Here is an 18,276-nt window from a genome sequence, read left to right as displayed (position 1 = left end):
CGATGGCCCGGTGGGAATGGGTGCGGTGGATCAAGGCGACGAAGAACGCCGATACTCGCGCGCGCCGTGTCGACGTCGCAATCTCGAAGCTCGAGTCCGGCAAACGTCGTCCCTGCTGCTTCGATCTGTCCTCATGTACGGACCCGGAACTGTCGAAGAGCGGAAAGCTCCTCGGGCGGGCCTGAGCCAGGAACCGTCCGACCGACTCACCCGCCCGGCGCCCGTCACTCCGGCGGCGGAGCCCGCAGCACGGCACGTGACGGGTGCACAGTCAGCGTCAGTCGGTTCGGGTGTGATCCCGGCTGCGAGCAGTCCGTCGACAAGGCGGTCGTCGTAGTCGAGCCCCGCCGAATTCACCGAGGCGTCCGTCCCGGCATTGGGAATGACGCGGGCCCAGGAGATTGAGAACCGGTACCGGTCGACACCGAGGTCGGCAAGCATCGCAACGTCGTCATCGAGGCGGTGGCAGCTGTCGCGACCGGGTTCGGCCGTGCTGCCGTCGATGATGTTGCCGGGAGTGTCTACAAAGTCATCCCACATGCTGCGACCGCGACCATCTGCGCTGCGCGCCCCTTCGATCTGGAAGGCAGCTGTGGCCGCAGAGAAGTGCATTCCGGCCAAAGTCTCGACATTGCCTGGAAGATTCCCCACCATGAGTCGAATATGTCACGGTTGGTGAGGCCCTGCAACAGATGTTCCGAAACCTTGCACCCAGGTCTTCGCTCTGCGAGGACGCCGGGCGGCGCGTAGGGGGCGTCGCGAACGGTCAGCTCAGGTCTGATCGCGCCGGGAGGATCGGGTGTGCCAGAAGGAGAATCAGTCGGCTTCAGCGGCAATCGCCGCCGATGCCCACACGAGCGGGATCTGCAATGGCAGTCTCGCACAGGCGATGGCTCGGCCCTTCGGATTGTCCCACTGCTTGACCACTGTGTAGATGTTGGCCGGGAAGACGCCGATCATGAGTGCGGCAGAAGCGACACCGCCGAGACTCCGGGTGGCCGGGTTGGCCAACAGCCCTGCACAACCGAGTTCGGCGACGCCGCTGGCTAAGGTCCAGAAACGTGGATTGCCCAACCGAGGCGGGACGATGGAGTCAAAGAGCCTGGGTCGGGCGAAATGGGCAACCCCGGCAAGGCCCAGGACGCCGGTCATGATCGCCGTCTTCGTGTTCATTCCACGTCCGTCCTGACTCGGCTCGCTTCGACGCGCCGCCTGACCCGGCGTCCGGCTTCGATTGCATGAGGTCCACAACGCAATATTCGGCGTCGAACGAGTCGACGGAGAGATGCGTGGAGCTAAGGGGAATCGAACCCCTGACCTTCTCATTGCGAACGAGACGCTCTACCAACTGAGCTATAGCCCCTTCTCGGCTTCAGCTTACGCCTGCCCCCGGCCCTTGATCAAAATCGCACGAGCGGTATGGGACCTCGTGAGGCACAGTGTGTCAGCTGGGGCGGGCCCGGTGGAGCCACTTGAAGTCGGCGAGTACAGTCGACAGAGAGTCCCCTCTGCGAAAGGACCGACAATGGCAGAAGAATTCGGAACAGTCGTCATCGGCGCAGGCCTGGCAGGAGGCACCGTGGTCGAATCGCTGCGGGATGCCGGTTACACCGCTCGGATCGCGCTCGTCGGCAGCGATCCCGCGGCTCCGTACTACCGCCCGGACCTGTCGAAGAAGGTGATGATCGAGGGTTCGGATCCCGCCGACTCGGCCCTCCGAGGAGAAGACTGGTACTCGGCCCACGAAGTCGAGACGTTCTTCGGGACCTCGGTGACCGCGGTCGACACAGATGCTCAGACCCTCACACTCGACGACGGCGGTGACCTGTCCTATGGTCAGGTGATCCTCGCGACCGGATCGGTGCCCCGAACTCTCGATGTCCCCGGCGCTCAACTGGGCAATATCCACACTCTCCGCGACGCAGGGGATGCCGTGGCCATCCGGTCCCAGTTCGGTGAGGGCAAGGAAGTCGCGATCATCGGCGGCGGCTGGATCGGCCTCGAAGTTGCGGCCGCAGCGAAGTCCCACGGCTGCGATGTCACGGTCATCCTCCACACCGATGCTCCCCCGCTCTCCGGTACGCTCGGCCAGGAACTCGGAGAGTACTTCGAAGACCTGCACCGAAAGAACGGAGTGAACTTCCTCAAGAACGCGGACACGACAGCTTTCACCGGTGACTCCGCGGTCGAGGGCGTCGAGACGACCGCCGGAAGTGTTCCCGCCGATCTCGTCGTCATCGGAATCGGCGCCGATCCTGCCATCGATCTCGCCTCCTCGGCGGGATTGGCCACCGACAACGGCGTGATCGTCGACGAACAGATGCGCACCTCCGACGGCAGTATCCTCGCCATCGGCGATATCGCGAACGCGAAGAACGTTCTGCGCGGTGAACGTCTGCGCGTCGAGCACTGGGACAATGCCGTTCGCCAGGCCGAGGTAGCGGCCTCGACGATCAGCGGCGGGACCAAGGCCTACGATTGGCAGCCGTACTTCTACACCGACCAGTTCGACCTCGGAATGGAATACGTCGGACGCGGAGACCCCGCGGACGACGTCGTCATCCGCGGCGACAAGTCCAGCGGCGAATTCATCGTGTTCTGGCATCGCGACGGCACGGTCACTGCGGCCATGAACGTCAATGTCTGGGACTACGGCGACGAGCTCCGCGCCCTCATCGGCAAGGAAGTCAGCGCCGATCGGCTGGCCGACGAACAGGTGCCGGTCGGCGAACTCTGAGTCCGAAGGGCTCGGGGACTCGCCGATCGTGTCTCCTCGGGTCTCGCGATCATTCTCGATTCGGCTCTGGCATCCTGGTAGACATGGATTCGCTCTTCGCCGATGAGGCTTTCGACCGCCGCCCGAGAATCGTCGCCCCCGGCGCGGTCTGGGTGCCGGGCTTCCTCACCGCCGAGGCACAGCAGTGGATCATCGCCCGCTACGCCGAATGGCAGTCCGGTCCGGTTCCTCCCCATGCGACGACGATCGCAGGGCATCCGATGAGTGTCACGACGATCGGGCTGGGCTGGCATTGGCAGCCCGGGCGCTACGACCGCCGCGCCGTCGACGTCAACGACAAGGTGGTGCTGCCCTTCCCCGATTGGATGACCCGTCTGGGCCGCCAGGTTCTGCAGTCCACAGCAGCGGTCGTCGAGGCCGCACCGGATCTCGCCCCGGGTACCGCCGCCGCGTGGGGCTTCGACCCTGCCGACTACCACCCGGATGTAGCTCTCGTGAACTACTACGACGAGCACGCGAAGATGGGCATGCATCAGGACAAGGACGAATTCGACCCTGCGCCGGTCGTCTCCCTGTCATTGGGCGATACATGCCTCTTCCGGTTCGGGAACACGGAGACCCGCAATCGTCCCTTCGAGGATCTGCGCTTGGCCTCGGGTGACGCCTTCGTCTTCGGCGGCCCTGCCCGCTTCGCCTACCACGGGGTCAGGTCGATCCAGCCGGGAACCGCACCGGCCGCGGGACGGCTGGACCACCTCGGCGGGGGCAGGATCAACATCACGATGCGCACGACCGGACGGGACTGAGCCCACGCGTTCGGTCGCCCGGCAGACCCGACTGATTGAGTCGGATCAGGAGTCCTTCGCCTCGGGGTCGATGTCGACAACCCCTTCTGGCGGCGTTGCCAGCCGATTGGGTGACGTCTTCCGGAACACCGGCTGTCCTGACAGCACCGTCGACCTGGCCAGGGTATTGCTCGCGACCGAGGACACGATGATCAGGCACAACACTGCGATGACGGCCATGATCAGCGAGAACCAGGAGAACCCGGACGAATAGAGGTCGAAGATGAAGGCCGCAATGACGATGAAGGGCATGCCCAGGCCCGTAGCCGGCGAGAACACGTTGATCCGCGACAGGGCGTCGCGAACACGGAACATCGCCAGCGCGGAGCTGAGCAGCAGCAGGGATCCGGTGATGCCGAAGATCCCGACGAGGGTCGTGGCCAGTGCTTCATTCATCAGCGGTGCCCCCTCGTGAGGATGCGCGACAGAGCGATCGTGGCGAGGATCCCCACCATGGAGGACAGGAAGACCACGTCGAGGACGATCGACGAGGCCACCATGATGCCGAGCATCGTGACGATCGCGATGGCCGAGAAGTAGATGAGGTCCGAAACCACTGCACGTGAACCCTGATCGCGGGCCGTGAGCACGCGGATGAGGCCGATGATGATAGCGACGGCGAGGATGACCGAGCAGATGCCGGCGATGACGATCATGGATGCCCTCCCTGCAGATCGGTGTGTGGACCCGGCGCACGTCCACGGGTCATGGACAGCAGCCGCGACTCCATGTCGATGAGCCCGTCGAGAGCGGATTCCTCCGACTCCTCGAACAGGGCGTGGACGAAGATCACCGGCGGGGTCGTCGACGTGCCGGCCGCGATCGCTGTGACCAGCGTGCCGGGCGTGATGGTGATCGACGACGCGAACAGGGTGACTTCGAGGTCGGTGGCGCAGCGCATCGGCAGCTCGACGATCATCGGCTGGGCATAGTCGCTGCGGAAGAGTCGGGCGACGACGGTCGCCGACCCCGTGATGATCGCCCGGACGATGAAGCCGACGTAGAAGATGCCGTGGATAAGACGCATCACGGTGCCATCACCGCCTCAATATAGTCACTGTGATCGAGCAGACCCTCGGCTCCCCGGAGTGTGAGGTCGAGCAGAGGCTCCGGGAAGCAGAAGAGCGCAACGGAGAGTCCGATCATGATCGTCGCCGGCACCAGCAGACGGGCGGGGATGCGCACGCTGCGCATGATCGGTTCGGCCGGGGCACGCCCGGTCTCCGCCGAGTCCGGACGGTACGTCTGCATCGGCGGTCCCCAGAAGGTGTTGCGCCAGGTGCGCTGAAGCGCCAACAGGCTGATCACTGCGCCCGCGACGATGGCTGAGACAAGGACCCATCCGAAGCCGCCGCCGGTGTCCGTGGAGGCCCGGATGAGTCCGACCTTGCCCCACAGGCCCGAGGTCGGCGGAAGACCGACCAAGGAGAAGACCCCGAGGATCATGAGGATGGTCGCCCATCGCTCGCGGGAGGCGAGCCCGGACAGCTTGCGGAAGGATCCGGTGCCGTAGGTCTGTTCGACCGCGCCCATGATGAGCAGCAGGCCGGCCATCGTGATCATGTGGTGCATCATGTAGAAGGCACCGGCGCCGAGGGCCGCCGAGGTCAGCAGGGTGACGCCGACGAGGATGTGGCCGACGCCGGCAGTCATCTCGAATCCGAGCACATTGCGCACCCGCACCTGTCCGAAGCCGGAGACCGCACCGATGAGGATGCTCGCCACCGCGACGATGAGCAGGACCGTCGCCCACGGGGCGGGTTCACCGTAGACAGTGGTGTAGATGCGGTAGATCGCGTAGAGCCCGACCTTCGAATGCAGCCCGGAGAACAGCGACATCATGCCCGCCGAGGTGTTCGGATAGCTGCGGACGAGCCAGCCGTGGAAGGGCGCGCCGCCGGCCTTGATGAACAGCGACAGCAGCACCACGCCCAGCGCGATCCCTGCCTGGCCGGTCGGATGCCCCTGACCTGCCAGAACCGCGAGGTTGACCGTGCCGGTGGCACCATAGACGAATCCGACGCCGATGAGCAGCATCGTCGAGGTCAGCAGGTTGACCATCACATAGAGTCGTCCGATCCCGAGCCTGCGCCAGGTGCCGGTGACGGCGATGAGGGCGTAGGCGGGCAGCATCATCACTTCGACGAAGACGAAGAGGTTGAACAGATCACCGGTCAGCAGCGCACCATAGACTCCGGTGAGCATCATCATGATGAGCGCCGGAACGAACCGGTACTGATCCTCTCCGGTGGAGATGAGGAACAGGCTGCTAACGAACGCGACGAGTGAGGTGAGCACGAGCATGAGCGCAGTGAACGTGTCCGAGACGAACACGATCGCCAGACCGGGCACATAGTCGCCGACGGAATGGGCGATCACCGGGGTCGAGCCGTGCAGGCCGAGGAGCCCGATCCCGCTGCCGCCGACGAACACGGGAACAGCGAGCAGGAGCAGTCGGTCGAAGGTGCGTGAGGTGATGAGCACACTCAACGCGGAGGCCAGGAGCGGGAGGCCGATGAGCAGGAGGAGCAGGGCTGAATTCATGAGTCGCGCTCCTCCCCCGTCTCGGGGCTGCGTTTCTGGTCGTCGTCATGGCCGAGCACGGCCAGAGCGAGCATGAAGATCGTCACCGCCAAAGTGATGACGATGGCGGTGAGGACGAATGCCTGAGGCAGCGGGTCGGCCGCTTCGGCAAGGGAACCGCGCCCGGCCAGAGGTTCGCCTCTCCAGGCGCCGACACCGGCCGAGAGCAGGATGAAGTTCGCTGCGTGGGAGATGAGGGTGAGTCCGAAGACTCCCCGCACCATGGAGCGCTGCATCATGAGGTAGACGCCTCCGGCAGTGAGGACGCCGATCGTCAGTGCCAGGATCATGCTTCCTCCCCATCTCCGCCGGCCGGTGAGTCCCCGCGGAGGATATGCGTCGAGTTCGCCCGCACCTTCGCTTCCTCGGAATCCTCAGCGCCGCGACGGCGGCTGCGTTCGGGGCGTTCCCCGCGGATTGCCTCCATCGGACCGCTCAGCTCACCGTAGAGCAGCTCATCGGCACGTTCGCGGGTGCGTTCGACGTCGCGTCGGATGATGCCGTTGGTGAGCACGTCGTCACCGGCCGGAGTCGCCGCGGAGTCCGAGACGCCGAGGAGGTTGAACGAGAGCAGCATGAGTCCGAGCACCGCCAGGTAGACGCCGACATCGAAGAGCATCGACGTCGTCCAATGCTGACCGGCGAACTCGGCGTGCATCGGGTGGAGGAACGAACCGGCGAACAGGAGACCGATGATGCCGGTGACCACTGCCGTGGCGACGCCGGAGCCGATGAGGTACAGGGGTGCCCGCGGCGGACCGATCGCACGATCCTTCGGCGTCGACAGGTAGGCCAAGCCGATGACGGCTGAACCGACGAGCGCGGCGATGAATCCGCCGCCCGGGGAATTGTGACCACGCCAGAAGATCAGCAGTGAGGTCACCGCCAGCAGCGGACCGAGGACCTTCAGCGTCAGCTGCAGCGGGATGACGTTCGGCCACGCCTCGTGGACGCCGCGGTACGCAGTGGTGCCCTTGGGGCGGATGGACACCCACGGAGGCCGCGGCGGTTCCGGGATGTTCTCGGCCGGCGGGTCGATGAACTTGTCTTTGACCGTCGACATCACAGCGACGATCGCGATTCCGGCCATGCCGAGGACGGTCAGCTCACCAAGGGTATCGAGGGCACGGAATTCGACGAGGATCGTGTTGACGATGTTGTTTCCGCCGCTGATCTCCGGAGCCTTGTCGAGATAGTACAGACCGAGGTCGGAACGTTCCCGCCGGCCGTTGAGCACCAGGGTGAGTCCGGCCGCGCTGGCACCGACGATGACCGCAAAGACAAGGCGCGGAGTCTGTTTGCGCTTCGGGTACTTCCAGAACGAACGGGGAAGTTTCTGGAGCACGAGCATGATGACGATGATCGTCATCGCTTCGACGAGCAGCTGGGTCAGGGTGACGTCGGGGGCGCCGAGAGCCAGGATCTGCACGGTGGCGAGGATGCCGATGGCAGACAGCGCCACAACGGTCGTCAGACGCGAATGCGAGGTGCACAGGACGAGGACTGCCACGGTGATGAGGACGAGCAGGATGACGTCCACCGGACGGCTGAGATTCTGCTGCAGCGGCGGCAAGTCGGCGAAGACGACGGGAATCGAGCCGAAGGCGAGCACGCTCAGACCGCCCAACGACATCGCCAGATAGGGTCCGGAGTTCATCGGGCGGACGAAGGCGGCAAGTCCGTGTCCCAGACGTTCGAGGCCCGCCGTCAGCGAGTCGATGACATCGGCCCCGTCGAACGGCAGCGTGGCCTTGTGGAAGAAGACGAAGACGCGTGACCGACGGAGAATGAGGACCACCCCGATGGCGATGATGAGTCCCGAGGCGAGCAGTTCGATGTTGACTCCGTGCCACAGCGCCAGATGTACGTGTTCGGTGGCCTTCGGCACTGCCGCCCGCACCACATGGTCGAGCGGAGTGTCGAGGAGGAAGAGGACGAAGCTCAGCGGAATCGAGGCCAGGATCGGCAGCGCCGCCGCGATGAGCATGACGGGAGAACCACGGTGGATGTCACCCGACTCGGGTTCGCGCCCGTCGATGAAGCTGCCCCAGACGGTCTTCGCACAGTAGGCGAAGGTGAGCACGGAGGCTCCGACCGCGACGAGCAGAGCCACCCACCCGGCCCAGGGACCGCCCGGAGTCTCTCCGAGCGCCGTGAACATGGCTTCCTTCGACACGAATCCCAACAGCGGCGGAATCCCGGCCATGGACGCACAGCCGATGATCATCACCGTGAACGCCGCCGGAGCGGACCGCATGAGTTTCGGGATCCGCGCGAGGTCGCGGGTGCCGGCGAGGTGGTCGACGACTCCGACCATCATGAACAGACCGGACTTGAACAGTGCGTGAGCGATGACGTGGAGGGTGGCGGCAGCGATGGCGGCCTCGGTGCCGACACCGATGACGGCAGTGATGAGACCCAGCTGCGACACCGTCGAATAGGCCATGAGCTTCTTCACGTCATGTTGGTTGAGTGCGAACCAGCCGCCAAGACATGCAGTGAGAAGTCCCGCCGTCACGAGCAGAACGTTCCACGCCGGCGTGGCGTGGAAGGTCGGTGAGAACCGCAGCATGAGAAAGATGCCGGCTTTGACGACGGCTGCGGCATGCAGATAGGCCGAGACCGGGGTGGCGGCTGCCATCGCATCGGGCAGCCACGGGTGGAAGGGGAACTGCGCGGACTTCGTCATGGCCGCGACGCCGACGAGCAGAGCCACAAGCGTCGTGACCTCGGGCTGGCCGGCCCACACCGGGGAGCTGATCGCCTCGGCGAGATTCGTCGTCCCGGTCACCGCGATGATCACACCGGTGGCCACCAGCAGGCTGAGGCCTCCGATGAAGGTGAACAACATCGTCCGCAGGGCCGGTGCCTGTCCGGGAGATCCGGACCTGGCGATGAGGAAGAAGGACGCCAGGGACGTCAGCTCCCAGCACACGAACAGCACGAGCACATCGTTGGTGAGCACGAGCGCGACCATGGAGAACGTGAAGATCACCATCAGCCAGTAGAAGCTCGTGTTCCGTCCCGGGCTGAGGTAGCGGGTCGAATAGATGAACACGACTGCCCCGATGATCAGGGCGATGTAGGTGAACACGACACCGATGCCGTCGGCTCGCAGAGCCAGGTCGACGCCGAGACTGGGAATCCACGGGTAGGCCGTCTCGGGATTGTTCCCGGCCATCACCTCGGCGGCGGTGGGGGTGAACAGAGCTGCCACGCCCACATAGGCGGTGGCGAGCGGCCAGCCGCTCTCCCGGCCGGCGAAACGAGTGAGGACCGGGGTGAGCACGACCAGTCCCGCCAGAGCGATCAGCGTTAGGATCATGAACGGGCCTCAACGGCCGCGGGCACAGGTGATGATTCCTTCACTCACTGATCCTTCGTCGCAGAATACGCATTCGGACAGACACAGACTTTCGAATAATCAGACTATCGACTCGGAGTTCCATGAGCAAAAGCACACAGAGCCGTCACCTCTCCCCGAGGCTGTCGGTCTTCTTCGACGCGCGCTTCACCCGCACCGATCACCACGACGGGATCTCCCGGTACGGTTCGTGTCTGCTCTCGGCCCTGCTCGAAGCCGTCGGAGGCACGGAGATCGACGTCACCGTCATCATCAGCGACCGGTCCCAGCTGGCGCTGCTGCCCGATTGCGCATGGGTCGAGCTGTCAGACCCCGCCTCCCCCGCCGAGGTGGCCATCGCCGGAAAGCTCAATGCCCTGGGAGCCGATGTCGTGTTCTCCACGATGCAGACGATGGGCTCCTTCGGTCGCCGGTACGGGCTCATTCTCACCATCCACGACCTCATCTACTACTCCCACCCCAAGCCGCCCGGCGATCTGCCCTTGCCGGTGCGGCTGCTGTGGCGGGCGTACCATCTGAGTTTCTTCCCGCAGCGGCTGCTGCTCAACCGAGCCGACGCCGTGGCGGCGGTGTCCGAGACGACGAAGGACCTCATCGCCGCTCATCACCTGACGCGCAGGCCGGTGCAGGTGGTATCCAATGCCGCCGAGGTGGCCGCCACCGCCGCGCGGACCGTGAACCGGCACGATGCGAAAACACTCCTGTACATGGGCGCATTCCTGCCGTACAAGAACGTTGAGACCCTCATCCGCGCCCTCGAGCACCTGCCGGGGTGGACTCTGCACATCGCCAGCCGCATCGATGGACGTCGGGAAGCTCAGCTGCGGGCCCTCATCCCCGACCGAGCGAAAGTCGTCTTCCACCGAGGAGTCAGCGAAGAGGAGTATGCGCGCCTGCTCGACGAATCGACGGCTCTGGTCACGGCCTCGCGCGAAGAGGGATTCGGGCTGCCCGTGATCGAGGCGATGGCTCAAGGCGTGCCCGTGGCCGTCTCGGACATCCCGATCTTTCGGGAGATCGCCGCCGAGGCGGCCGAATACTTCGACCCCGAGGACCCGCAGTCGATCGCCGAGGCGATCACCCGGCTCACTCACGCCGAAGGATGGGCGGGGAAGTCCGCGGCCGGACAGGTGCAGTCACAGACCTTCGATTGGGCGAGATCGGCGGACTCGCTGGTCGGGCTCATCAGGGACGTCGCAGCGACCCGGACGACGGAGAACTGAGTCAGCAGGGTCGCGGGCCGCCCGCCGTCTCAGCGGGAGGCCGCGCCCCAGCTGCGCAGCACCCAGTTCTCGCCGGCGAATCCGAATTCTCCGTGACCGCAGTTGCCGAGGACGCCGAGCCGGCCGGTCCCGTTCATCTCCAGCAGGATTTCGGCGGCTGCCCGCAGGACAGCACCGTGGGCGACGATGGCGATCGTCTCGGCGTCGGTCGACCCCACGATCTCGGAGATGGCATCTGCGACGCGGCGGCCGGACTGGGAACGGGACTCTCCGCCGGGCGGACTGACATCGGCGCCGGAGGCCCATTCGGCGAGTTCGTCCGGCCAGGTTTCGGCCACCTCGGCGCGGGTACGACCTTCCCACTCACCGAAAGCGGTCTCGCGCAGGCGATCGTCGCGCAGGGGTTCGCGACTGACGAGCCTCGCCAGGCTGTCGGAGGTCACCGCTGCACGGGAGAGGTCGGAGGAGACGATGAGTTCCGGATCGAGTTCGGCGAGGCGCCGGGCGGTCTGTTCGGCTTGAGCTCGGCCCGTGTCGTTGAGGGGGACGTCGGACTGTCCCTGGAAGCGACCGGCGACGTTGAAGTCTGTCTGTCCGTGACGCCAGAACAGAACCGTCTTCGTCATTCGCGCGAGCCGGGTTCGGGCAGCTGCAGGTCGATGACCGGAACGTCTTTCCACAGCCGCTCGAGCGCATAGTATTCGCGCTGTTCGGCGGAGAAGACATGGACGACGATCTCTCCGAAGTCGAGCAGCACCCAGTCCCCTCCCCGACCTTCGCGGCGCAGCGGGGTGCGGTCGTGGACGAGCTGCAGCTCTTGTTCGACCGCGTCGATGATCGCACCGATCTGGCGTTCGTTGTCGGCCGAGACGATGAGGAATGCGTCGGTGATGTAGAGCGTGGAGCTCACATCGAGGCCGATGATGTCGGTTCCGAGCTTCTCGTCCGCGGCTTTGGCGGCGGTTCGAAGCAACTGGGTGGATTCGGCGATCTCGCTCACAAGATCCTTTCGCATGGATGCGGTTGTTCAGGTGGTGTGTCCCCGTGTGCTGCTCAGAGGAACATGACGAGGGCGATGACGATGAGGGCCAAGGCGAAGAACGCGGCGACGCCGAGGACGATATAGGGCATCTTCGAGGGCTCTTCGCCCATGAGGATCTGTCCGTCCTGACCGGTGACCGAGCTGGCACGGATGCGTGAGCCGGGAGGATTCTCGGTCTCTTCGTCTTCGTAGTCGGCATTCGGCAGCGACCAGGCTTCGGGCACTGCGTCCATCGGGCGGGTCTCCGGGTTGGCGGCCAAGGCGCGTGCCGCGTCCTCGGAGCCTGCGTCACCCGGCGACTGATCTGCGCCGTCGGACGCCGTGCCGGTCTGCGACTCTTCGCTGCGGACAGAGTCCGGGGTCTGCTGTCGCTGAGTTTCGCTCCCGCGCGCATCATCGACTTCGGGGACCTGAGCCGACGCGGCGGTGACGACGCGCACTCCGGACGTCGAGGGAGGCTGCACGATCGGCATCCGTCGCGAACGGGAGGCGGGCTCGGGCTCGCTTGCGACATCTTCCTCGGGCGTCGCAGCCGGCCCTCCCGCGGGAGCCGCCCCGTCCGCGGGAACGGGTTCGTCTGCGGGAACAGGTTCGTCTGCGGGAACGGCACCAGCGACAGCATCCGAGTCTGCCTTGTCGGCCGAACCGTTCTGATCCGCCGAATCGGTCTGGTCCGCGGCATCAGCCGGCTTCTCATTCTCGGACTCGTCTCCGAGCGACGGAGCATCTGCGTCGAGGACCGAGTACGGCATCGACAGCGCGTCGTAGGGCTCGCTGTCCACGGTCGTCGGGCGCGGTGCCGAGTCAGCAGTGACAGGGGCCTCGAAATCACGGGCGGCGACCTCTTCGGTGTCTCCCCCGAAACCGGCAGTGTCATAGGACTCGTGCTCGGTGCTCGAGGCATTCGCATCCGTGCTCGACGCTGCCGAGGCATCTGCGGGGTCCGCGGCGACGTCCGTGTCGGCTGCGTCTGACTCGACGGCGTCCGAGCCGGTGGCTTCCGACTGTGTGGCCTCCGGTCCCGGGACCTCCGGGATCGGACCGATCAAGCGGCCCTCGGCAGCGGCCTGGCGTTCGGCCAGTTCCTGCTCGTCGGCCACAACCGGCATGGCGCCGGTGGACAGATCGCCGTTCAGCGACAGTCCGTGCTCGCGCAGGTACCGCTTCTTCTCGGCTCGGGTCTGGAAGTGCGGCAGCGGAGTCCGAGTCGGGTCGAGACGGTCCTCGGCATTGACCGGGGGCCGCGACTCCTGCGGGTGGTCAGATGCCAGGGCACCGCGTTCGTGGCTGGTCCGCGGCAAAGGATCGGGGTCGATACGCGAGGCGGTCTCATCGCTGGTCTCGGCAGCGGGTTTCGCATCGGGCTTCTTCGGGGGCAGCGGACTGAGGAGACCCGCGCGAGAGTTCGGAGCCTCCTTCGGCGGCTCAGGAACCTCTCGTGCTTCGAACGCCTGTTCCGCCGCCAGCCGCTCGGCTTCTCGCCGTGCTCGACGTGACGTGAACTGCTCCTCAGCCATTCTCACTCCTGTACAACTTGTATTTCGCGATGTACTGCACTACACCGTCCGGCACGAGGTACCAGACGGGTGCACCTTCCATCACCCGTTGTCTGCAATCCGTGGACGATATCGCCAGTGCAGGGATCTGCACGAGACTCAGCCGATCGACCGGCAGTCCTTCACCATGGAGTTCGTGCCCGGGCCGACTGACCCCGACGAAGTGGGCCAGGGAAAACAGCTCATCCACATTCTTCCACGTCAGAATCTGGGCCAAAGCGTCCGCGCCGGTGATGAAGAACAACTCGGTATCGGCACCATAGCTGCGAGCGAGGTCCCGCAGCGTATCGATCGTGTACGTCGGGCCCGGTCGGTCGACATCGGCTCGAGAGACGGTGAACCGGGGATTCGATGCCGTCGCGATCACTGTCATCAGGTACCGGTGCTCGGCGCTGCTGACCTCTTCGACGTCCTTCTGATACGGCCGTCCCGTGGGGACGAAAACCACCTCGTCGAGGTCGAAGGTTGCCTGAACCTCACTGGCCGCAACAAGGTGGCCGTTGTGGACGGGGTCGAAGGTGCCGCCCATGACACCGACTCTGCGTCTGTGCTCTGCCATATCAGTGGCGGTGCGAGATGCCCTTCCACGACCGAGACACAAGGCCCATCGTGATGAAGATCGCCAGGGTGATGAGTCCGTACCAGATCGGATCCATCGGCAGCTCGACGTGGGCGGCGTGTTCCCCGCCCTCGGCTGCGGCGGCCATAATGGCTGCGTTCACGTCTATTCTCCTTACTCAGTGTCCGACGCGCACAAGCGCATCGGCGTCATTACCTTCTCAGTTTCTCATGAACGACCCAGGAATCCGGCATCGACATGACATCTTCCTCTTCCGACGGCTTCCCTGATCGGGAGGTCACCAACCGCTTGGTCGGGTGTCGGAATCGCTGGAGATTCAGGAACGGACCTGGCCGTTGCCCATCATCACCCACTTCGTCGTCGTCAGCTGTTCGAGTCCCATGGGACCGCGCGCATGCAGCTTCTGGGTGGAGATCCCCACCTCTGCGCCGAAGCCCAGTTCTCCCCCGTCGGTGAAACGGGTGGAGACGTTGACCCCGACCGCTGCGGCATCGATGGCGGCGACGAAGGTGTCCGCGTTGTCGAGATCCTTCGTCACGATCACTTCGGTGTGGCCGGAGCTGTAGGCGCGGATGTGGTCGATGGCCTCTTCGATCCCGGAGACGAGTTTGATCGCGATCTCCAGTCCCAGGTACTCCTTGGCCCAGTCGCGTCGCGACACCCGGCGAACCTTCATCCCTGCGGGGGCCATTGCTGAGACGTCCGAGTCGGCGTGAACGATGACGCCGGCGCCGTCGAGCCGCTCGAGGATCTTCGGCAGCACACGCTTCGCGGCTTTCTCATGGACGAGGAGGGTCTCAAGCGAGTTGCACACGCTGGGACGCTGCGTCTTCGAATTGAGGACGAGGTCGACGGAGGTCTTCACGGTGGCCGTGGAGTCGATGAACATGTGCACATTGCCCACACCGGTTTCGATGACGGGCACGATCGATTCCTGTACGACCATGTTGATCAGATCGGCGCCGCCTCGGGGAATGAGCAGATCGACGTAGTCGCGGGCGTTCATGAGCACGTGCGCACCCTCGCGTCCGTACTGGTCGATGCCGCTGATCGAGTCGGCCGGCAGTCCCGCCGACTCGACTGCGCGACGGAGGATGGAGACGATCTCCGTGTTCGAGTTCTGGGCCGCCGCCCCGCCGCGCAGGACCGAGGCATTGCCGGACTTGAGGGCGAGGACGGCGATGTCGACGGTGACGTTCGGACGGGCTTCGTAGATCGCGCCGATGACACCCAGGGGCACGCGATTCTGGGTGAGCCGGATGCCGTTGGGCAGAGTCCGACCGACGACGACATCGCCGACGGAGTCAGCCAGGCCGATGACGTCCTCGACGGAATCGGCGATCGCGGCGATGCGATCGGCGTCGAGGCGCAGACGATCGAGCAGAGCGTCGCTCATCCCGTTCTCGGCGCCGGCTGCGATATCGGCATCGTTGGCTTTGACGATGCGGTCGGTGCTGCTGCGCAGAGCGTCGGCGATGGCGCCGAGCGCTGCATTCCTCTCCGCGGTCGAGGTCGTCGCCAACAGACTCGACGCGGCCTTGGCATTGCGGACGATGCGGGTGACCCCGCGCACGGTCTTCGGGTGGATCTCGGCTGCTGCCATGGGCTATCTCCCCCCGCTCACGTGTGTGAGAACGAGATCGTTTCGATGGATGACCTCTTTACGGTAGTCATTTCCCAGACGGGTGCCAAGTTCCTCGGTCGTGGACCCGAACATCAGCGGCAGCTCCGCCGAGGAGAAGTTCGACATACCGCGAGCGACGACGTCACCGGCAGGGTTGCGGATCTCGACCGGATCACCGGCCTCGAACTCTCCGCTGCACGCGGTGACACCGGCCGCGAGCAGGGAGGTTCCACGGGAGAGCACAGCGGCCTCGGCTCCGTGGTCGATCGTGATCGAGCCGAAGGTGCGAGCGAGATGGCGCAGCCACAGAAGACGGGTGCCCCGCCGTTTGTGTGTGACCGCGAAATACGTGCCGACATTCTCGCCGGCCAGCGCCGAGGCGGCCTGCGGTGCCGAGGTCAGCACGGCCGGAATACCGGAATCGGCGACCATGATGGCGGCCTCGACCTTCGTGGCCATTCCTCCGGTGCCCGTGCCGGCGGTCCCGACGCCGCCGATGGCGAGTTCGTCGAGGTCACGTGGACCCTGGACGCGGTCGATCAGCCGAGAGCCGGGCTGATCCGGAGGACCAGAGTAGAGCGCGTCGACATCCGACAGCAGCACCAGCGCATCGGCGTGGGCGAGGTGGGCGACCAGCGCGGCCAGGCGGTCGTTGTCGCCGAAGCGGATCTCTTCGGTCGCCACAGCGTCGTTCTCATTGACGATGGGCAGCGTACCCAGGGCCAGGAGTTTGTCGATCGCACGCTGGGCGTTCTTGTACTGGGTGCGGCGGATGAGGTCATCGGCGCTCAGCAGCACCTGACCGGGAACGAGGTCGTAGCGCCCCAGAGCCCGCGTATAGGCGGCCATCAGCAGTCCCTGGCCGACCCCGGCGGCCGCCTGCTGGCTGGCCAGATCCCTCGGGCGCTTCCTCAGTCCCATGGGTTCCAGCCCCGCAGCGATCGCACCGGAGGAGACGAGGATGACTTCGTGACCGGCCGACCGGTGGGCACCGATCACATCTGTCAGGGCGATGAGTTTGGCTTCGTCGAGTCCGCCGTCGATGGTCGTCAGCGAGGAGGAGCCGACCTTGACGACGACACGACGGGCACGCGCGATGTCTTCACGGACGGACGCCGCGGAGGAGTCCGTCTGAACTGCGGCGTTCACTCTTCGCCGGCTCCCTCGGCAGACTCAGTCGCAGGTGCACCGTCAGCGTCCTCACGGTGTGCACGTTCGGCCAGGCGCTGCTGTTCGAACTCCGCCCGAGTCGCGGCCTTCGCATCCATCTTCTCGTGATAGGCGGCTTTCCGCTCCTTACGAGTGGCTCGCGATTCCTCGTCGAGTCGAGCGTCCGATCCACGCGAGCCCAGCAGCTCGGCACCGCCGACGGTCGTGGGATCCCAGTCGAAGACGACTCCATCGTCTCCGCCGACGACGATCGTGTCACCGGGTTTGGCACCTGCTTTGAACAGGGCCTCTTCGACACCGAGGTGCTCGAGTCGGTCGGCGAGGTAGCCGACGGCCTCGTCGTTGCCGAAGTCCGTCTGCTGCACCCATCGCCGAGGCTTGTCGCCGAGGACACGGAACAGCGGACCCTCGGCGCTGCGTTCGGAACGGACTTCGAATCCGCGATCGTCGACGGCTTTCGGACGGATGACGACGCGCTGCGGTGTCGCTTCCAGCTCGGCGCGACGCTCCCGCTCGGCGAGCACGAGTTCGGCCATCGCGAACGAGAGTTCCCGCAGGCCGGCATGGCTGACAGCGGAGATCTCGAAGACCCGGTAGCCGGCAGCCTCGAGGTCGGGGCGGACGATATCGGCGAGGTCACGTCCGTCGGGGATGTCGACCTTGTTCAGTGCCACGAGCTTCGGTCGCTCGGACAGCGGGAGGAGTCCGCTGCCGTCGTCGAGGTCGACGGCATAGGCGGCGAGTTCGGATTCGATGATCGTGAGGTCGGAGACGGGATCGCGTCCGGGCTCCCACGTGGCCATGTCGATGACATGGACGAGTCCTGCGCAGCGTTCGACGTGGCGGAGGAACTCGAGACCGAGTCCCTTGCCCTCCGATGCTCCGGGGATGAGCCCCGGAACATCGGCGACCGTGTAACGCGTCTCGCCGGCCTCAACGACCCCGAGGTTGGGCACGAGCGTGGTGAACGGGTAGTCGGCGATCTTCGGCTTCGCGGCCGAGAGAGCGGCGATGAGGCTCGACTTGCCCGCCGATGGGTAGCCCACAAGGGCGATATCGGCGATCGTCTTGAGTTCGAGCACCAGGCTCAGCGTCTGTCCGGGCTCGCCGAGGAGCGCGAAGCCGGGCGCCTTGCGCTTCGTCGATGCCAGTGCCGCATTGCCCAGACCGCCGCGGCCTCCGGCGGCAGCGGTGAACTCGGTTCCGTCATCGACGAGGTCGGCGATGACATCGCCGTTGGTGTTCTTCACGACCGTGCCTTCGGGAACGTCGACGATGAGGTCTCTTCCGTCGGCGCCGTGTCTCAGGTCGCCCTTGCCGATCCCGCCGTCATCGGCACGCACGTGCGGACGGTGGTGCAGGGGAAGCAGGGTCGTGGTCTGGCGGTCGACACGGAAGATGATGTTCCCGCCGTTGCCGCCGTCGGCGCCGTCGGGTCCGCCGAGCGGTTTGAACTTCTCACGCCTGATCGAGGCACACCCGTTCCCACCTGCGCCTGCGGCGAGATGAACGGTGACACGGTCTACGAACTCGGTGGCCATAATGTCCTTAT

The 18,276-nt window shown here is 65.4% G+C and carries 19 protein-coding genes, 1 tRNA gene and 1 pseudogene; 4 read left to right on the top strand and 17 right to left on the bottom strand.

Annotation, left to right across the window (positions count from 1 at the left end; genetic code table 11):
* Positions 1-185, top strand: a 185-nt coding sequence (locus tag ACTIIH_RS09330; RefSeq protein ID WP_441451539.1) for a YdeI/OmpD-associated family protein, incomplete at its 5' end; no start/stop codon positions are given.
* A gap of 112 nt (positions 186-297) precedes the next feature.
* Here the strand turns inward: ACTIIH_RS09330 and ACTIIH_RS09325 are convergent.
* The 3 genes and pseudogenes from ACTIIH_RS09325 to ACTIIH_RS09315 all read right to left on the bottom strand — a co-directional run.
* Positions 298-612, bottom strand: a pseudogene (locus ACTIIH_RS09325) (family 1 glycosylhydrolase); the annotation flags it as partial.
* A gap of 204 nt (positions 613-816) precedes the next feature.
* Positions 817-1,173 carry a DoxX family protein gene (locus ACTIIH_RS09320; RefSeq protein WP_441451538.1) on the bottom strand — a complete coding sequence of 119 codons (357 nt, stop codon included), beginning with the start codon at positions 1,171-1,173 and terminating at the stop codon, positions 817-819.
* A 117-nt stretch (positions 1,174-1,290) separates the two neighbouring features.
* Positions 1,291-1,363: transfer RNA gene (locus ACTIIH_RS09315), tRNA-Ala, on the bottom strand.
* 162 nt (positions 1,364-1,525) lie between these two features.
* Between ACTIIH_RS09315 and ACTIIH_RS09310 the strand changes: the two genes are divergently transcribed.
* On the top strand, positions 1,526-2,737 hold the full coding sequence (locus ACTIIH_RS09310) for an NAD(P)/FAD-dependent oxidoreductase (protein ID WP_441451537.1): 1,212 nt from the start codon (positions 1,526-1,528) through the stop codon (positions 2,735-2,737).
* Positions 2,738-2,820: 83 nt separating this feature from the next.
* Complete coding sequence (locus tag ACTIIH_RS09305; RefSeq protein WP_441451536.1) at positions 2,821-3,543, top strand: alpha-ketoglutarate-dependent dioxygenase AlkB family protein; 723 nt, start codon at positions 2,821-2,823, stop codon at positions 3,541-3,543.
* 45 nt (positions 3,544-3,588) lie between these two features.
* Here the strand turns inward: ACTIIH_RS09305 and ACTIIH_RS09300 are convergent, their stop codons facing one another.
* The 6 genes from ACTIIH_RS09300 to ACTIIH_RS09275 are packed head-to-tail and all read right to left on the bottom strand — an operon-like array spanning position 3,589 to position 9,490.
* Positions 3,589-3,978 carry a cation:proton antiporter gene (locus tag ACTIIH_RS09300; RefSeq protein ID WP_441090386.1) on the bottom strand — a complete coding sequence of 130 codons (390 nt, stop codon included), beginning with the start codon at positions 3,976-3,978 and terminating at the stop codon, positions 3,589-3,591.
* Positions 3,978-4,238 (bottom strand): monovalent cation/H+ antiporter complex subunit F, encoded by a 261-nt coding sequence (locus ACTIIH_RS09295; RefSeq protein WP_025776775.1) that lies wholly within the window; start codon positions 4,236-4,238, stop codon positions 3,978-3,980. Before ACTIIH_RS09295 ends, ACTIIH_RS09300 begins: the two co-directional genes overlap by 1 nt.
* Entirely contained in the window at positions 4,235-4,609 is a 375-nt protein-coding gene (locus tag ACTIIH_RS09290) for a Na+/H+ antiporter subunit E (protein ID WP_441451535.1), read from the bottom strand. The genes ACTIIH_RS09295 and ACTIIH_RS09290 overlap by 4 nt, the downstream gene beginning before the upstream one ends.
* Positions 4,609-6,126: a monovalent cation/H+ antiporter subunit D family protein gene (locus ACTIIH_RS09285; RefSeq protein ID WP_441451534.1), complete on the bottom strand. Its 1,518-nt coding sequence runs from the start codon at positions 6,124-6,126 to the stop codon at positions 4,609-4,611. Before ACTIIH_RS09285 ends, ACTIIH_RS09290 begins: the two co-directional genes overlap by 1 nt.
* The gene (locus ACTIIH_RS09280; protein ID WP_441451533.1) at positions 6,123-6,455 is read right to left on the bottom strand and encodes a sodium:proton antiporter; all 333 of its coding nucleotides are present in this window, start codon (positions 6,453-6,455) and stop codon (positions 6,123-6,125) included. The genes ACTIIH_RS09285 and ACTIIH_RS09280 overlap by 4 nt, the downstream gene beginning before the upstream one ends.
* Positions 6,452-9,490: a DUF4040 family protein gene (locus ACTIIH_RS09275; protein ID WP_441451532.1), complete on the bottom strand. Its 3,039-nt coding sequence runs from the start codon at positions 9,488-9,490 to the stop codon at positions 6,452-6,454. The genes ACTIIH_RS09280 and ACTIIH_RS09275 overlap by 4 nt, the downstream gene beginning before the upstream one ends.
* A 122-nt stretch (positions 9,491-9,612) precedes the next feature.
* Here ACTIIH_RS09275 and ACTIIH_RS09270 point away from each other — a divergent pair, with 122 nt between their 5' ends.
* Complete coding sequence (locus tag ACTIIH_RS09270; protein ID WP_441451531.1) at positions 9,613-10,752, top strand: glycosyltransferase family 4 protein; 1,140 nt, start codon at positions 9,613-9,615, stop codon at positions 10,750-10,752.
* Positions 10,753-10,781: 29 nt separating this feature from the next.
* Here the strand turns inward: ACTIIH_RS09270 and ACTIIH_RS09265 are convergent, their stop codons facing one another.
* The 8 genes from ACTIIH_RS09265 to obgE all read right to left on the bottom strand — a co-directional run bounded on the left by ACTIIH_RS09265 (position 10,782) and on the right by obgE (position 18,265).
* Positions 10,782-11,378 (bottom strand): histidine phosphatase family protein, encoded by a 597-nt coding sequence (locus ACTIIH_RS09265; RefSeq protein WP_441451530.1) that lies wholly within the window; start codon positions 11,376-11,378, stop codon positions 10,782-10,784.
* Positions 11,375-11,752, bottom strand: coding sequence for a ribosome silencing factor (rsfS, locus tag ACTIIH_RS09260; RefSeq protein ID WP_441451529.1), 378 nt, complete (start codon positions 11,750-11,752; stop codon positions 11,375-11,377). The genes ACTIIH_RS09265 and rsfS overlap by 4 nt, the downstream gene beginning before the upstream one ends.
* A gap of 53 nt (positions 11,753-11,805) precedes the next feature.
* Positions 11,806-13,311, bottom strand: a complete 1,506-nt coding sequence (locus tag ACTIIH_RS09255) for a hypothetical protein (protein WP_441451528.1) — start codon at positions 13,309-13,311, stop codon at positions 11,806-11,808.
* A complete protein-coding gene (gene nadD, locus ACTIIH_RS09250; RefSeq protein WP_441451527.1) occupies positions 13,304-13,909 on the bottom strand; it encodes a nicotinate-nucleotide adenylyltransferase in 606 nt (201 codons plus the stop codon). Before nadD ends, ACTIIH_RS09255 begins: the two co-directional genes overlap by 8 nt.
* 1 nt (position 13,910) lies before the next feature.
* On the bottom strand, positions 13,911-14,072 hold the full coding sequence (locus ACTIIH_RS09245; protein WP_155807341.1) for a hypothetical protein: 162 nt from the start codon (positions 14,070-14,072) through the stop codon (positions 13,911-13,913).
* 174 nt (positions 14,073-14,246) lie between these two features.
* A complete protein-coding gene (locus tag ACTIIH_RS09240; protein ID WP_441451526.1) occupies positions 14,247-15,533 on the bottom strand; it encodes a glutamate-5-semialdehyde dehydrogenase in 1,287 nt (428 codons plus the stop codon).
* A 3-nt stretch (positions 15,534-15,536) separates the two neighbouring features.
* Positions 15,537-16,703 (bottom strand): glutamate 5-kinase, encoded by a 1,167-nt coding sequence (gene proB, locus ACTIIH_RS09235; RefSeq protein ID WP_441451525.1) that lies wholly within the window; start codon positions 16,701-16,703, stop codon positions 15,537-15,539.
* Positions 16,700-18,265 (bottom strand): GTPase ObgE, encoded by a 1,566-nt coding sequence (gene obgE, locus ACTIIH_RS09230; RefSeq protein WP_441451524.1) that lies wholly within the window; start codon positions 18,263-18,265, stop codon positions 16,700-16,702. The genes proB and obgE overlap by 4 nt, the downstream gene beginning before the upstream one ends.
* Between the last annotated feature and the right edge of the window lie 11 nt (positions 18,266-18,276).

The organism is Brevibacterium sp., assembly GCF_052105255.1.
In the GTDB taxonomy this organism is placed as follows: domain Bacteria; phylum Actinomycetota; class Actinomycetes; order Actinomycetales; family Brevibacteriaceae; genus Brevibacterium; species Brevibacterium linens_B.
Note: the sequence above shows the minus strand (reverse complement) of the source record. Positions and strands in the feature narration are given on the sequence as shown.